General features: G+C 38.9%; 14 protein-coding genes. 13 read left to right on the top strand and 1 reads right to left on the bottom strand.

Annotated elements, in window-relative coordinates; translation table 11 throughout:
* Window positions 1-150: 150 nt before the first annotated feature.
* The 6 genes from PZE06_RS14010 (at window position 151) to PZE06_RS14035 (ending at window position 6,491) form a co-directional block, all read left to right on the top strand.
* Window positions 151-1,521, top strand: a complete 1,371-nt coding sequence (locus PZE06_RS14010; RefSeq protein WP_150916204.1) for an aspartate aminotransferase family protein — start codon at window positions 151-153, stop codon at window positions 1,519-1,521.
* 17 nt (window positions 1,522-1,538) lie between these two features.
* The gene (locus tag PZE06_RS14015) at window positions 1,539-2,237 is read left to right on the top strand and encodes a CoA transferase subunit A (protein WP_150916202.1); all 699 of its coding nucleotides are present in this window, start codon (window positions 1,539-1,541) and stop codon (window positions 2,235-2,237) included.
* Window positions 2,222-2,878 (top strand): 3-oxoacid CoA-transferase subunit B, encoded by a 657-nt coding sequence (locus PZE06_RS14020; protein WP_150916200.1) that lies wholly within the window; start codon window positions 2,222-2,224, stop codon window positions 2,876-2,878. Before PZE06_RS14015 ends, PZE06_RS14020 begins: the two co-directional genes overlap by 16 nt.
* Window positions 2,875-4,164 carry a peptidase gene (locus tag PZE06_RS14025; protein ID WP_150916198.1) on the top strand — a complete coding sequence of 430 codons (1,290 nt, stop codon included), beginning with the start codon at window positions 2,875-2,877 and terminating at the stop codon, window positions 4,162-4,164. The genes PZE06_RS14020 and PZE06_RS14025 overlap by 4 nt, the downstream gene beginning before the upstream one ends.
* Before the next feature lie 23 nt (window positions 4,165-4,187).
* On the top strand, window positions 4,188-5,546 hold the full coding sequence (gabT, locus tag PZE06_RS14030) for a 4-aminobutyrate--2-oxoglutarate transaminase (RefSeq protein WP_150916275.1): 1,359 nt from the start codon (window positions 4,188-4,190) through the stop codon (window positions 5,544-5,546).
* 348 nt (window positions 5,547-5,894) lie between these two features.
* Entirely contained in the window at window positions 5,895-6,491 is a 597-nt protein-coding gene (locus tag PZE06_RS14035) for a class I SAM-dependent methyltransferase (protein ID WP_150916273.1), read from the top strand.
* Between the two features lie 102 nt (window positions 6,492-6,593).
* Here PZE06_RS14035 and PZE06_RS14040 read toward each other — a convergent pair whose 3' ends face one another.
* Window positions 6,594-6,779 carry a YhzD family protein gene (locus PZE06_RS14040; protein ID WP_150916196.1) on the bottom strand — a complete coding sequence of 62 codons (186 nt, stop codon included), beginning with the start codon at window positions 6,777-6,779 and terminating at the stop codon, window positions 6,594-6,596.
* Window positions 6,780-7,071: 292 nt separating this feature from the next.
* Here PZE06_RS14040 and PZE06_RS14045 point away from each other — a divergent pair, with 292 nt between their 5' ends.
* The 7 genes from PZE06_RS14045 to PZE06_RS14075 all read left to right on the top strand — a co-directional run bounded on the left by PZE06_RS14045 (window position 7,072) and on the right by PZE06_RS14075 (window position 15,770).
* Window positions 7,072-7,971 carry an ABC transporter ATP-binding protein gene (locus PZE06_RS14045; RefSeq protein WP_150916194.1) on the top strand — a complete coding sequence of 300 codons (900 nt, stop codon included), beginning with the start codon at window positions 7,072-7,074 and terminating at the stop codon, window positions 7,969-7,971.
* A complete protein-coding gene (locus tag PZE06_RS14050) occupies window positions 7,964-9,217 on the top strand; it encodes an ABC transporter permease (protein ID WP_150916192.1) in 1,254 nt (417 codons plus the stop codon). Before PZE06_RS14045 ends, PZE06_RS14050 begins: the two co-directional genes overlap by 8 nt.
* 182 nt (window positions 9,218-9,399) lie before the next feature.
* Window positions 9,400-9,600: a cold-shock protein gene (locus PZE06_RS14055; RefSeq protein WP_095309826.1), complete on the top strand. Its 201-nt coding sequence runs from the start codon at window positions 9,400-9,402 to the stop codon at window positions 9,598-9,600.
* A 317-nt stretch (window positions 9,601-9,917) separates the two neighbouring features.
* Window positions 9,918-11,126, top strand: coding sequence for a metallophosphoesterase family protein (locus PZE06_RS14060; RefSeq protein WP_150916190.1), 1,209 nt, complete (start codon window positions 9,918-9,920; stop codon window positions 11,124-11,126).
* A gap of 12 nt (window positions 11,127-11,138) precedes the next feature.
* Complete coding sequence (locus PZE06_RS14065) at window positions 11,139-14,123, top strand: ATP-binding protein (RefSeq protein WP_191963228.1); 2,985 nt, start codon at window positions 11,139-11,141, stop codon at window positions 14,121-14,123.
* A gap of 162 nt (window positions 14,124-14,285) precedes the next feature.
* Window positions 14,286-15,230 (top strand): 3'-5' exoribonuclease YhaM, encoded by a 945-nt coding sequence (yhaM, locus tag PZE06_RS14070; protein ID WP_150916186.1) that lies wholly within the window; start codon window positions 14,286-14,288, stop codon window positions 15,228-15,230.
* Between the two features lie 354 nt (window positions 15,231-15,584).
* On the top strand, window positions 15,585-15,770 hold the full coding sequence (locus tag PZE06_RS14075) for a sporulation YhaL family protein (protein WP_150916184.1): 186 nt from the start codon (window positions 15,585-15,587) through the stop codon (window positions 15,768-15,770).
* Window positions 15,771-15,921 lie beyond the last annotated feature (151 nt).

Raw genomic sequence — 15,921 nt, forward strand, 5'->3', positions numbered from 1 at the left:
ACTTTTCATTGATATCCTTATACACATTGTATAATAAAAAGCCACTATTTTTCATTGGTTTGACGTATATCAATTGTGTATTTCTTGAAATAAGATGTAATTATCAGAAAAAAACAATAATTTTAAATATCTTCAGAGGAGGCGAATTCAATGAGCGAACAATCATTTCTAATCAAGCCTTTATTCGGTGGTCACTATCCTACTGCCAAGTATGGAAAGGGGATTTATATTTATGATGACACGAATAAGCAATATATTGACGGTTCTTCTGGAGCAGTAACAGCAAGCATAGGTCATGCTGTCCCTGAAATTATCGAAGCAATGATCAAGCAAGCTCAAAAAATCTCATTTGTGTACCGCTCACAATTCACAACTGAAGAAGCGGAAAGATTGGCGGCTAAATTAAGCAGGATTGATTTTATTAAAGCTGGCGACTACAGTTCCTTCTTTGTAAATAGTGGCTCTGAAGCAACAGAAACGGCAATGAAAATTGCAATTCAATATTGGCAGGAACAGGGAAAGACAACAAAAAATAAAGTGATTTCAAGATGGACTAGTTATCACGGAATTACGATTGGTTCATTATCCTTATCAGGACATTCAGAACGGCGTAGAAGGTTTGTTTCATTATTGGATGATTTGCCAACGATTTCAGCGCCTTATTGCTATCGTTGTCCATTTCATGCAACTTATCCAAGCTGTCAATTACAATGTGCATCAGAGCTTGAGAGCGCAATTCAACGAATCGGTGCAGAGCATATTGCCGCGTTTATAGCTGAACCAATTATCGGTGCAGCCGGAGCAGTGATTGTACCACCAGAGGGATATTATGAGCGCATTAAAGAAATTTGCGAACAGCATAGCATTTTATTTATAGCCGATGAAGTGATGACTGGAATAGGTCGTACTGGAAAAATGCTGGCGATGGAACATTGGGGAGTAAGACCGGATATCATTACACTTGGAAAAGGGATCAGTGCTGGCTATACACCAATCGCTGCTACCCTTGTAAGTGAAAAAGTGCTTGCTCCAATTCGCCAAGGGTCAAAGGTGATTATGAGTGGACACACATACAGTGCAAACCCTCAATCTGCTGCTGTATCGTTAGCGGTTCTGGAGTATATTGAACAGCATCAACTAGTAGCAAAGGCAGAAGAGAATGGACAATATCTCTTAAGTGAATTGCAAAAATTGGCTCAGCAAATTCCCATCATCGGGGATGTAAGGGGGAAAGGGCTTCTTGTTGGAGTGGAATTTGTGGCGAATTACTTTAGCAAGTTCCCGTTTCGCAAAGATCTTGATGTAACTAATTCAGTTGTTGCATTGGCGAGGGATAAGGGACTATTAATCTATCCAGCTTCGGCAGGAGTAGAAGGAGGCGATGGAGACGCAGTCATTATTTCTCCGCCCTTGACTATAAATAAACAAGAGATTGATCAATTATTAAAGATTTTTAAAGAGACACTTCTCGATATTCAAAATGGAGTCATGGTCGATGACAGTTATGATTCGATAAGTTAAGAGAATGGAGGTGCGGTATGGAAGCGAAAATGGAGATGCAGTCTAAGGTGACCACGTTAGAAAATGCATTATCTTTCATTAATGACGGTTGCGTATTAATGTTTGGCGGCTTTGGCGGTGTTGGCAATCCCCCCACCTTAATTAAGGGGATTTTGCAAAAAGGAACAAAGAGCTTGACCTTGATTGGAAATGATGCGGGTTTTCCGGAGATTGGTATCGGGAAAATTGTGAGTGCTGAGAGAGTAAGCAAACTAATTACTACGCATATTGGTTCAAATCCGATAGCAGGGAAATTAATGGTTGAGGGTAAGATGGAGGTTGAGTTTTGCCCACAAGGAATTTTAGCTGAAAGAATCCGAGCAGGTGGAGCGGGACTTGGAGGTGTTCTTTCTGATATTGGAATCGGGAGCATGATTGAGGTTGGAAAGCAAAAGGTGGAAATGGGTGGGAAAACATACTTGATTGAGCCAGCTTTATATGCAGATGTGGCGATCGTTCATGCTAAAAAGGCAGATTATTTTGGGAATCTCATTTATGACAAGAGTGCAAGAAATACAAATCCATTAGTTGCAACAGCAGGAAAGATAACGATTGTTGAAGCTGAGGAAATTGTAGCTCCTGGTATGCTTGACCCAGAATCGATTATTACGCCAGGAATCTATGTCGATATGATTGTCGAAAGCGAGGGGGTTGATTGGAAGTGGGCATGGGAATAGAGGTGCGCAATCGAATGGCTAGTCGGGCAGCAAAGGAAATAAAAGCCGGGATGGTCGTGAATTTAGGAATTGGAATTCCTTCTCTTGTCCCGAATTTTCTTGCTCCTGAGACGGAAGTGTTATTTCATGCAGAGAACGGCGTCCTTGGTATGGGTCCTTCTCCGTCAAATGGAGAGGAGGATGCGATGCTATGCAATGCTGGGGGATTTCCGGTCACCGTTATTCCTGGTGCCTCCTATTTTGACAGTGCTACGGCTTTTGCCATGATCCGTGGAGGTTATTTGGATATGACGATACTAGGAGGACTGGAAGTTAGTGAAAAAGGTGATTTAGCCAATTGGGTCATTCCGGGAAAAAGGATTCCAGGAATCGGCGGAGGGATGGAGTTAGCGGAGAAGGCGAAAAAAGTCATCGTGTTAATGAGCCATGTTAATAAGCATGGGGAACCTAAAATTTTACAGGAATGTACTTTACCTTTAACTGCAAGAGGATGTGTAGATTTAATTATTACTGATATGGCAGTAATTGAAGTAAGTGAGAAGGGATTACTGTTAAAGGAAGTGATGGAACCTTTTACTGAGAAGGATGTAAGGGAGATGACCGGTGCCAAATTATTGGTTAGAGAGGGGGGCAAAAAGTGAGTACTGCAATTAAAGAGCAGCTTAAGCAATGGTTGACAGAAAATCAAGAACGAGGCATTAAGCTATTGCAACAATTCGTGCAAGCAAAAAGTACACAAGGAAATGAAAAAGGTGTACAACAATTAGTGAGAGAAGAGCTTCAACGGATGGGACTTGAGGTAGATGTGTGGGAGCCTGATGGCAGACGATTAGCGGAGCATCCTTTTTTTGCATCACCAAGAAGGGAATTTTCGGGAAGTCCAAATGTGGTTGGTGTGCTAAAAGGAACTGGGGGTGGCCGTTCTATTATTTTGAACGGGCATGTGGATGTAGTGCCAGAAGGGGATTTGCAAAAGTGGGAAGATGACCCATACAGCGGGAAAATAGTTGATGGAAAAATATATGGGCGCGGTACGACGGATATGAAAGGGGGCAATGTCTCACTTCTCTTAGCTTTGCAAGCAATTCAAGCATTAGGTATTCGATTAAAAGGAGATATCCTATTTGAAAGTGTGATTGAGGAAGAAAGTGGTGGAGCAGGGACGCTTGCGGCGATTTTAAGAGGGTATCGAGCGGATGCAGCACTTATTCCTGAGCCGACCAATTTAAAGATATTTCCGAAACAGCAAGGATCGATGTGGTTCCGCATTAATGTGAAAGGACAGTCCGCTCATGGAGGTACCCGCTATGAAGGCGTGAGTGCAATTGAAAAGAGCATGTCTGTTATGAACCATATTTTACAATTAGAAAAAATTCGTAATGAGCGGGTGCAGGACCCACTTTACAATCAGATTCCCATTCCTTTCCCCATTAATATTGGTAAAATTTCTGGTGGCGATTGGCCATCATCGGTGGCTGATTTCGTTCAAATTGAAGGACGGATCGGCGTATCTCCCGATGAAACGATGGATGAAGCAAAAGAGGAAATGGAAAAATGGATCGGGCGACTAAAAGAGATCGATCCTTGGTTTGAACAATCTCCTCCTCAATTAGAATGGTTTGGAGCTAGATGGCTACCAGGTGCAATTGAGCAGGAACACAAGCTGATGAAAATTCTAGTCGAAAAATTTCAAGAGGCGTTAGACGAAGAGCCGGTTATTGAAGCCTCTCCTTGGGGAACTGATGGTGGACTGTTAACTGCCATTGGCGACACACCGACGATCGTTTTCGGTCCTGGTGTGACAGAATTGGCTCATCACTCTGATGAGTATATCGAAATAGAGAAAATATTTATCGCAGCGGAGATCATTGCTTTAACCTTACTCGAATGGTGTGAAATAGACAATGCTAACTTAATTGAAAACTAGATAAGGAGGCTGCTGTAATGACAATGAAAACAGAGTCGATTAACCTCATTACTGAAATTCCTGGACCAAAAGCGGCAGAGCTGTTAAAAAGAAGAGAGCAACATGTCCCAAGAGGACCATTTAATACCGTCCATTCCTTTATTGAAAAAGGTAAAGGTGCTTTAGTTACCGATGTCGATGGAAATACATTTATTGATTTTGCAGGGGCAATCGGATCTTTAAATGCTGGGCATTGTCCACCAGCAGTAGTTGAGGCGGTGAAAGCACAATTGGAAAAATATTTACATCCTTGTTTTCATGTGATGATGTATGAACCATATATAGAGTTGGCAGAGAAATTAAATCGAATTACGCCAGGTACTCATAATAAAAAAACTTTTTTTCTAAGCAGTGGTGCGGAAGCGGTTGAAAACGCCATCAAAATTGCGCGGAAATATACAGGCAGAAGAGCGATTATCTCTTTTGAACGGGGGTTTCACGGTAGAACATATATGGCAATGTCTCTAACCAGTAAAGTGAAGCCATACAAAAATGGCTTCGGTCCCTTTGTCCCAGATACGTATAAAATGCCGTACCCTTATTATTATCGTGCGCCTGAAGGGATGACGAGGGAAGATGTTGATGAACAGATAATTAAACAATTTCACACCTTTTTCTTGAGTGAAGTGCCGGCTGAAGACGTTGCTGCTGTAATTATGGAGCCGGTTCAAGGAGAAGGGGGATTTATTGTTCCTTCTAAATCCTTTGTCCAAAAAATAAAGAAAATATGTGAAGAGAACGGAATACTTTTTATTGCAGATGAGGTTCAAACAGGTTTTGCAAGAACAGGGAAAATGTTTGCGATGGAGCATTTTGAAGTCATTCCTGATTTAATGACGATGTCAAAATCGATTGCCGCTGGACTCCCACTTAGTGCTGTCACAGGAAGAGCGGAGATAATGGATGCACCTTCAAGCGGTGAAATTGGTGGAACATATGGAGGGAGTCCTTTAGGTTGTGTCGCCGCGTTAGAGGTGATAAAAATGATTGAAAAGGAAAATCTTACAGAGCGTGCAAACAAAATAGGGGAGTCGCTCGTTCATTTTTTCAAGCAGCTTCAAGAGGACATTGCCTTTATTGGTGAAGTACGCACACTAGGTGCAATGACAGCGATTGAGATTGTGAAGAACAGAACTGAAAAAGAGCCGGATAAGGAGTTAACAATGCAGATTCTTCAGGAGGCCCATCGCCGTGGTTTAATTTTAATGAGCGCAGGGTTATATGGCAATATTATTCGCATTTTAAGCCCATTAGTGATTACAGATGCTCAACTTGATGAAGGCTTAGCTGTGTTAAAAGAAGTGATGTTTCATTTAAAACAAACCGGAATGAAGCATTCATAATGCTCTAGGCTCTAACTCGATGAATGTTGAAGAAGGTGAACCTTTCTTCTAAATCATTGACTTAGAGCTATTTTTCAGTAAAATAGGAGAAATATTCAAAAAAATGAAGCTGTCATTGCTGCGTGTGCAACATTTGTGAAAAACGAGTTGTGGACGGATATGATGTTTGAGCATGAAAAGTCGCATAGACGTATGGACTTATGTATAATGACCATGTAGCAATATTAGTTTTAGTTCATCAGATTGGGATGAAATCATATTCAAATTACGTTGTATTATGCTCCTATGTTGATTTTCATTAACAATATGGTACAACAAGGCCTAAAAATTATAACGGAGAGTAAAATGATGGATCATAACCTATTTGAACAGATCGCAACCAAATATGATACAAAAGATAGAATAGAATTAGCGAAAGTAATAGCAACTGAGGTAAGAACTGAATTGCAAGATAGTCAGTCAAAAACTTTAATGGATTATGGCAGTGGCACAGGTCTAGTTAGCTTGGAATTATGTGATGTAGTACAATCCATATTACTAGTAGACTCAGCAAAACAAATGTTGGAGCTTGCGAAAGCGAAAATCTCCCGTAAAGCAATCACCAATGCACAAGTGCTTTATTCTGATTTTACTAAAGCTGCATCTGAACATAAGGTAGATATTGTTTTAATGTCATTAGTACTCCTCCATATCCCAGATACGAAAAAAATCCTTCAGCAGTTATTCCATATTTTAAATGAGGGCGGTAAGTTAATCATTGTTGATTTTGACAAAAACGAAAATGTATTTCATCCGAAAGTGCATAATGGATTTGTTCACGAAGAGCTGAAAGAAATTTTGGCTGAAGTTGGATTTAAAGGTACTAAGTTTAGAACATTCCACCATGGGAAAAGTATCTTTATGAATCAAGATGCCTCAATGTTTATCTCCAGTAGCTTAAAGTGAATTTTTTTGTTTACGAACGGGAGGCCCACCAGATTCTTTTTATAGGCTCAGGTGGGCCAGTTGAGTATCAGTGGTTCTTTTTTACCTTTACGTTGCGATAGGCTACATATGAAATAATAGTAGCTGGCCAGTTGGTGAGGTGCAACGATGTGTTTTATCAAGTGCTCCTATTTCATTTAAGCGTTTTTCCCCTATTTGCTTCGCTTCATCATCGTTGTTCGCTTCAAATGCTTCGTCCAGAATTTTCTCTCCATTCGATTCAAATGCAGTTAGTTTATAGATTTTCATCGAAAAGATTCCCCTTTATTTAGTAAATTTAATGGCGTCGTAGAGCGCTTACATCATGTTTCAATGATAATTTTTACATAATCATTTAAATTTTGCAAAAAAAATTCATTGTTTGTCGTTATTGATTTTTGACTGCACTTCGTGTAGAAATCAAAGGTTTTACATGAAATGGGCAAAAACCATTTTATCAATAATTTTGTTTAATAAAGCCTTGTAAAAAGAAAAATTAAGAGAAAATGAACCTTTTTTCTATTTATTTCGTATACACTAAGTAAGAAGAGGAGGATGCAATATGGTTCTAAAGTTAGAAGATGTATCAAAACGCTTTGGTAATTTTACCGCGGTCGATAATCTATCAATTGCTATACCTGAAAAGGAAATGTTTGGTTTTTTGGGTGCGAATGGTGCTGGGAAGACGACAACCTTCAGAATGATATTAGGCCTTTTAGATGCTACTGAGGGAAAAGTTACTTGGAATGGACAGCCAATTACATATGAGACAAGTCCTGTTATTGGATATCTTCCAGAAGAGAGAGGGCTATATCCGAAATTAAAGGTAAAGGATCAATTGGTGTATTTAGCACGACTAAGAGGGATGAAAAAAGAGGAAGCATTGGAAGAGTTAAAAAAGTGGCTTGATCGTTTTAAAGTGCCTGAGTATTTAGATAAACGGGTCGAAGAGCTTTCAAAAGGAAATCAACAAAAAATTCAATTTATTGCTGCTGTTTTACATAAACCAAAGCTGCTTATTCTTGATGAACCTTTCAGTGGACTTGACCCAGTAAATGTGGAGCAGTTAAAAGAAGCTGTTTTAGAAATTAAGGAGAATGGTACAACGATCGTCTTCTCCAGCCATCGAATGGAACATGTAGAAGAGATGTGTGAGCATTTATGTATCATGCATAGAGGGCGTCCAGTTGTTCATGGCTCATTAAAGGAAATTAAAAGAGCTTTTGGAAAAAAGAATTTAATCATTCATGCTGATTTTGATTTATCTTCTTTTGAGAGCTACCCTGGTGTGACAAAAATGAAACGAACACCAGAAGGGGTACATTTGCAAATTGAAGGGGAAAATGTTGCAGAGAGAATCTTAAATGAAATTGTTGGAAAAGGGTTTGTTCGAAGATTTGTGCTTGAGGAGCCTTCTTTGAATGATATTTTTATCGAGAAGGTAGGTGCTTCCTATGAATAATTTCTGGATTATTTTATCACATACGTATATGAGTAAGGTAAAAACAAAGTCATTTGTGGTGACGACTATTTTGACATTGGCAATCGTTATCGGTCTCTCCAATATGACGAATATCATTGACTTTTTTAATAAAGATAGCTCAGAAAAAATTGCTGTGATTGATGAAACGAGAGAGCTTTTGTCACCACTTCAAGAACAATTAAAGTTAACGGACAGTGAACTGATTTTAGAAAATTATGAGGCAGGCGCTGTAGAAGCTGAAAAAGCGGTGGAAGACGGTGAATATAGTGGATTGTTAATTTTGGAAGTGGATGAAACGAATTTACCAACAGCAACCTATAAAACAATGAGTATTTCTGATACAAATTCATTTGCCGCTATTCAATCCGGATTGCAGCAAATCAAAACACAAATGGCAGCAAATCAAATTAATTTAACACAGGAACAACTTGCTGCTCTTTATGAACCGGTTTCGGTTGAAAGGGTTGCTTTAGCGGAAAATGCAAAAACTGAAGAAGAGCTTAGTCAGGCAAGAGGACTTGTTTATGTGTTATTATTTGTGATTTACTTTGCTGTTATTATGTATGCAAATATGATTGCTATGGAAGTTGCGACTGAAAAATCTTCGCGTGTGATGGAGATTTTAATTTCAAGCGTCTCTCCAATTAAGCAAATGTTTGCGAAAATATTAGGAATTGGACTTTTAAGTTTAACGCAGCTAATCCTGTTGCTAGGGGTTGGGTATTTTTCAATAAAGCAAAATCTTGATTCGATGGAAGGCGGATTTTTCAGCGTATTTGGATTTGGTGCTGTTTCTGTTGCAACGATCGTGTATGCTGTCATATTCTTTATTCTAGGCTATTTCCTCTATGCAACTTTAGCCGCGTTTTTAGGCTCGCTTGTTAGCAGAATAGAGGATGTCCAACAAATGATTACGCCCATGACATTGTTGGTCGTTGCTGGCTTTATGCTCGCCATGTTTGGGCTTGGGAATCCTGATGCCCCATTTGTTGCAGTTACTTCGTACATTCCGTTCTTTACGCCAATGTTAATGTTTATGCGTGTCGGAATGCTATCCTTACCAACTTGGGAACCAATTCTTGGGATTGCCATCTTACTTGTTTCGATTATTCTACTTGCGATATTTGGAGCTAGGGTTTACAAAGGAGGAGTACTTATGTACGGTAAAACAAGCTCCTTTAAAGATATTAAGAAGGCTCTTCAGTTAACGAAGTCAGATAAATAATCAATCCTTGAAAAGTTATTTTATGGGAATATATAAGATTACTTGCCTTTTCCAATTTATTCTGTTATGCTTAGTAAGAATTATTTTTGTTCAGAATTTAAGGGAAGAATAATATATTTTCGCCTGGAAGAGCAAGAATAGTAATACATTTGTGCGTTTAATGCACATAGGAGGCAACATACATGGAAAATGGTAAAGTAAAATGGTTTAACGCAGAAAAAGGTTTCGGATTTATCGAGCGTGAAGGTGGAGAAGATGTATTCGTTCATTTCTCAGCTATCCAAGGCGAAGGTTTCAAAACTCTTGAAGAAGGTCAATCAGTAACTTTTGACGTAGAACAAGGTGCTCGTGGACCTCAAGCAGCTAACGTTAACAAAGCTTAATTAATTCGAACTTACAGAGCAGACTCATTTATGGGTCTGCTTTTTTGTCGTTTAAAAAAGAGTATATTCATTATTTTTCATGGCGCCATATCTTTGCCCAAGCAAGCCTATCGCCTCACAAACCTTAACTCCTTGGCACTTGCTCTGTAAATTCTTTACTGTAAAAAGATAGCTGTAAAGGCGTGAAGGAAAATGACATAGATTTTACATGGGAGGATCCATTCGGACATTTATGGCTCATCAGGAGCTTATGCAGTTCTAGAACATATATTCGATTTTGTGGTAAGATATTAGAAAAGCTAATGTGAGGAAGTAAAATGAAGAAAATAAAATTTATCCATGGGGCAGATTTACATATCGATAGTCCGATGCTTGGTTTACAAGCATTGCCGGACGCCATTTTTAAAAGAATTTTGGAGAGTACCTTTCGAGCGGTGGAAAATTTAGTGAATGCGGCCATTTACCACCAAGTTGATTTTGTCATCTTAGCTGGAGATTTATTTGATTTAGAAGACAGAAGTGTGCGGGCCCAAGTGTTCCTTGCTAAACAACTGGAACGATTAGAGAAAGATAAGATTGATGTTTTTATTGTTCACGGTAATCATGATCATTTAGGAGGAAAATGGACGGATATAAGACTACCTGCTAATGTCCATGTCTTTGAAGAGAAAGTGGAGATAAAGAAATTTACTGCTAAAAACGGAACTAAGGTTCATTTATATGGTTTTAGTTATCCAGAAAGGCATGTGTTTGATAGGAAAATTCACAGCTATAAGCGAAAAGCTGGGGCGGATTTTCATATTGGAATTCTCCATGGCAATGTGGAAGGAAGCTCAGGTCATGGAAATTATGCTCCTTTCCAAATAAAAGATTTGCTTGAAAAGGAGTTTCACTATTGGGCATTAGGCCATATCCACCAGAGAACTGTTCTTCATGAGGAGCCGCCTATTATCTATCCAGGGAATACGCAAGGGAGACATGTAAAGGAGCAAGGTGCGAAAGGATGTTATTTAGTTGAGTTGAATGATGCTGCAGCAACATTTGATTTTGTTGAAACGAGCGAGATTATTTGGGATGAAATAGCCATTGACGCTCGCGACATTTCCACCTTTGATCAATTATATCGTCTATGCCTTGAAGAGCTAGAAGGAGTTAGAGTAGAAGGACGTGGCATTTTTATAACTCTAAAAATCAATCATTTGCAAAAGCTTGATTCTGCTCTTTTAGATGAACTATTAGAAATTTTGCAGGAAGAAGAGAAGGATGAACAGTCATTTGTATGGGTTGTTCGAATTATAGCTGAAGAGAAGTTCTCTTGGAATCAAGGAGAGTTGGCGAAGGAATCTGATTTTTATGGAGAACTTTTTCAAACGTTGAAGAGTTTTACAGAAATAGAGGAAGCGATAGCACCGCTCTATAAGCATCCTAGTGCGAGAAAATATTTGTCGCCACTTTCTGAGAGCGATGTACAGGAAATAACGACAGACGCTGAGGCGTTATTAATGAAGAAGCTACTTAAGCAGTAGGGGGTGAGATGTTTGAAAATAAGGGAACTCCATATTTACGGTTATGGCAAATTGGAAAATGTAAGCATTAAAAATTTTCAAGATCTGAATGTTTTTTACGGGGAAAACGAAGCGGGAAAATCAACGATTATGTCATTTATTCATAGCATTCTCTTCGGTTTTCCTACAAAGCAGCAAAATGAACTGCGCTATGAACCGAAGCAAGGTGCGAAATATGGTGGCCAGCTTGTGCTGGAGTTGAAAGAAGGCAAGGCTACAATCGAACGTGTGAAGGGAAAAGCAGTCGGTGATGTCACTGTTCTATTGTCAGACGGCAGAAGCGGTGGCGAAGAATTGCTTAATGAGCTTTTATGGCGGATCGATAAAGGATTATATCAGTCAATCTTTTCATTTAATATACATGGTTTGCAAAATGTGCATCAACTGAAAGGGGAGGATTTAGGAAGGTTTTTATTCTCTACCGGAACAGTTGGCACAGAGCGATTGTTAATAGCTGAGACTGAATTACTGAAAGAAATAGATAGTCGCTTCAAGCCAAATGGGAAGAAGCCTGTCATTAATGAAAAGTTAAAGGAGATAAACGGTGTTCATAAAGAGCTAAAACGGGTAGAGCAAAAAAATGAACAATACGGGGAGTTTCTAAAGCAAAAAAGTCAAATCGAGGAAACCATTCAATTGAAACAGAAAGAAATGTACAGGCTGCAGAAGAAGTTGCAGCAATTGGAAGAATGGGAAAAGCTGTTGCCAATTGTAAAAGAAAAACGATTGCTCCAGAGCCAATTACACCAGTTTGAGGACGTTTCTTTTCCGATAGACGGACTGACTCGGCTTGACCAGCTACAGCAGCTATTAAAGCCGTTAGAAGGACAAATGAAGTCTTTGAATGAGCGCAATAAGAAAATGGAAGAAGAATTAAGACTTCATGAACCAAACGAGCAGTTAATTGAGGCAGAAACTGAGATACAACAAATTGTTGAACAGCTCACCCTTTATCAACAGATGAAAGAGGAGATTGAGCAGTGGCGAATAAAACGTGAGCAACTGGTTGAGAAAATCGAAGATATAGAGAGTATGCTCCATTTATCAATGGATGAAGACAGGTTGAATCATGTAAACACGAGTATTTTCATGAAGGATAAAGCGGCCCATGCTGAGAAAAAACAAATTCGACTGCAAGAGCAAAAGCTTGAGCTTGATCAACAATTTGTAAAGGAACAAGAGGAATTAGAAAGACTGGAACGTCAAATTGAGCTGCTTCAAGAGGAATTACTGCCTGACGCTGTTCGAGAGGAGAACGAAAATAGACTGCAGCGTTGCAAGCGGAAGGACTTAATAGAAAGGGAACTACATAGTATTGGTGATAAAATTCATCTTCTTAAAATGAATATTCAAAAAGAGAAGGAGCAGCTTCGCTCCAATCAAGTCCAAACGTTTTTTTTGGCGGGGCTTTTTGTCATATTGACGATTTGGGGACTCTTTCAGGAACAATGGGCTCTTATTGTTATTGGTGTACTCGGGATAAGTTTTTCTGGGTACACGCTGCTTGTAAGGAAGAAAGCTCGGCAGAAAGAGTATGAAGTTGAACTACAACGTTTAAAAGAAGAAGAAGTTTCTCTAAGAACAGAAATGAATGATTATTCTGGTGCAGATATTTCTTTTATAACGGAGCAATTAGAGCGAGATCAAGCTGTAAGAGAACAATTAACCGTTATGCAAATTAAATGGGAACAGCAGAATAATCAATATGAAAAAATACTTCATGCTTTTGAAACTTGGGAGCATGAAATGAAACAACATGAAGGGCTTTTACTTCAGCTTGGTCGAGAACTTTGCTTACCGAAGGAATTGGCTTTAGAGCATATTCATGAAGCGTTTCTGTTAATTTCAAAGCTAAAGGAATTAAAAAGGGAAAACCGCAATCTTGATTCGCAATTGCTGAAAAAAGAAGCGGATGTGAAACGTTTTGAGGAAAGAATAGAGAGGATATGGGCAAGGTTTTTCGCTCCGTCTTCAAGCTCGCTCAGCGATAAAATTTTTATATTAAGGGAACAGTTAAAAAAGGAATTTGTCAACAAACAAAAGTATGAATCGTTGATGGAGAAGGAGGCAGAATTAACGGAACAGCTAGAACATCTAACTAGAGAGTTTGAGCATCTTGAGCAGGAAAAGAAAGCCTTATTTGCGATGGCACAAGTTGATTCAGAAGAAGCATACCGCCTAAAAGGCAAGGAATTTGAAAAAAGAGAGCAAGTAGCTGTCAAGATGGAGGAGTTAGCAAGACAACTCAAATTATCTTCTTTAAATATTGATACAATGGAAGGGATAGAACCACAAGTTGAAAGAGAAAAGACGGTTAGCGCATTGCATGCTGTCAAAGATGATATTCAACAGCTCCAGCAATCCTTGGCAGAAGTAAAGCATCAGATTTCCCTGCTAGAGGAGGGAGGGGCATATGGCGAACTGCTTCATAAGTATCGGCAGCTCCAGTCTGAATTGAATGAAGCAGCGAAGGAATGGGCGAAGCGCATGGTTGCAAAAGAAATGTTGCAGAAGACCGTCAATCGTTTTAAAGAAGACCGTCTGCCATCAATGTTAAAAAAGGCAGAACAATATCTCGCATTTTTAACAAATGGCAATTATTTAAGAATCCTTCCCAAGACGGAAGCAAATGGATTTCTGATAGAAAGGGCGGATCATGTTCTTTTTGAAGCGAATGAATTAAGTCAGGCAACGATGGAGCAAATATATTTTTCGTTGCGTTTAGCATTGGCGACAACAATCTATAAAAGATATCCGTTTCCCATTATAATTGACGATAGTTTTGTTAATTTTGACCATGTGCGAACGTCAAATGTAATCGAGTTATTAAAGAGAATAAAAGATAATCAAATTCTTTTGTTCACTTGTCACCAACATTTACTAAGCTATTTTCAAAAAGAGGAAGTTATGAGCATGGACAAGCTTATTAGTAGAAATAGTAGCATTTCTATTTTTTAGACTCCATTTTGTTTGCTTTTCATCAAGGCTAAGGAATTGAATATGAAGTAAAAATTAACGACATAATATAAACCTGCCTTGAATTAAGTAGGTCGTTTTTTACAAACGATCATCCTTCATGCATATGCTATAATAGTTTCATAGAAAGGGGCGTCTGTTCATATGAGTAAGGGTATTCTCCATCATGATATCGGGGAGCAAGTTGAGAAGTTTCTACTTATTAAAAGTTCTGTAAAAGGTACAGCCAGCAACGGAAAACCATTCTTAACTCTCATTTTGCAGGATCAAAGCGGTGAAATAGAAGCAAAGCTATGGGACGCATCTGAAGCGGATGAAAAGAACTATGGTGCGGAGAAGATTGTGAAGGTGTTGGGGGATATCCAGAACTATCGAGGGAGAAATCAATTAAGACTTCGGCAAATTCGTCCCGCAACTCCAACGGATGGTGTTAATCTTTCAGACTTTTTATTAACCGCACCAGTTAGTAAGGAAGAAATGCTAAGCAAAATTACACAATATATCTTCGAAATGAAGAATCCAAATATACAAAGAATTACGAGGCACTTGCTAAAAAAATATCAGGATGATTTTTTAGAGTTTCCAGCAGCAACTAAAAATCATCATGAATTTGTTTCCGGCTTAGCCTATCATGTCGTTAGCATGCTGGACTTAGCCAAGGCAATTGCAGGTTTATATCCAAGTCTTGATAAAGATTTGCTATATGCAGGTGTGTTGCTTCATGATTTAGGCAAGGTAACGGAGCTTTCAGGTCCGATTTCCACAACTTACACAGTTGAAGGGAATTTACTTGGTCATATTAATATTATGGTATCTGAAATTGTCCAAGCGGCAGATGAACTCGGGATTTCTGGTGAAGAAGTAGTTATACTGCAACATTTAGTGTTATCACACCATGGTAAAGCCGAGTGGGGGAGTCCGAAGCCACCATTGATTAAAGAGGCGGAAATTCTCCATTACATTGATAATATCGATGCGAAAATGAACATGCTCGACCGGGCGCTTGAGCGTGTTAAACCAGGAGAGTTTACGGACAGAGTATTTGCCCTGGATAATCGCTCCTTTTACAAGCCTACTTTTCATAAATAAAAAAACGGTAGCCGTATGCATGGCTACCGTTTTTCTGATCGTTTAGAACATAAAATATATATCTACGTCTAGTCCAAATGTAAAAGCTTAACAACTTCAAATTTCTTTCACATCGGTGAGTCATTAAGAAGTGCCATCATATTATCGCTAGGAGATAAGTGGGGGCTCCACGACGTCTCCTTTTAAAATATATTTCCATGGAAAATATATGCTAGGTGAGCATGAAGGATAGTCCCCTTGATAGTCAGTCGAAAGTAGCAACAATCTCTCTTGCTACGCTCATATTTTGAAGACTTGTGCATACAATGGAATCAATAAGGCTTGTACAAATCTATATGCGTGGAGGAAGAAAACATGGATGTGCCTATTTGGGTTTTAGTGATTGTTGGTGGTATTGTCATAAGCGCCTTTATGGCTGTTAAAACAGGCAGAGAAGAAAGAGAAAAGGAAAGAGAATTGATTGAAAAAGAGGGAGAAATTTATATGGAGCGGTTGGAAAAAGAAAAAGAAGAGAAAACGGAGAGCCGTTCATTTGGCTAATGACTAATGATAGCTTAAAAAGAAGGGAGTGTAATATTAACTGTGTAAGTGAGGAATGCGTACGATTCCTTACTCACACAGTTTTTTATTTGATAGAATCATAAGTATAAAGCTAAAGGAGTGATTTCGGTGGGGAAATTGAAAAGAGATC

The organism is Robertmurraya sp. DFI.2.37, from assembly GCF_029211245.1.
GTDB classification, from domain to species: Bacteria; Bacillota; Bacilli; order Bacillales; family Cytobacillaceae; genus Robertmurraya; species Robertmurraya methanolica_A.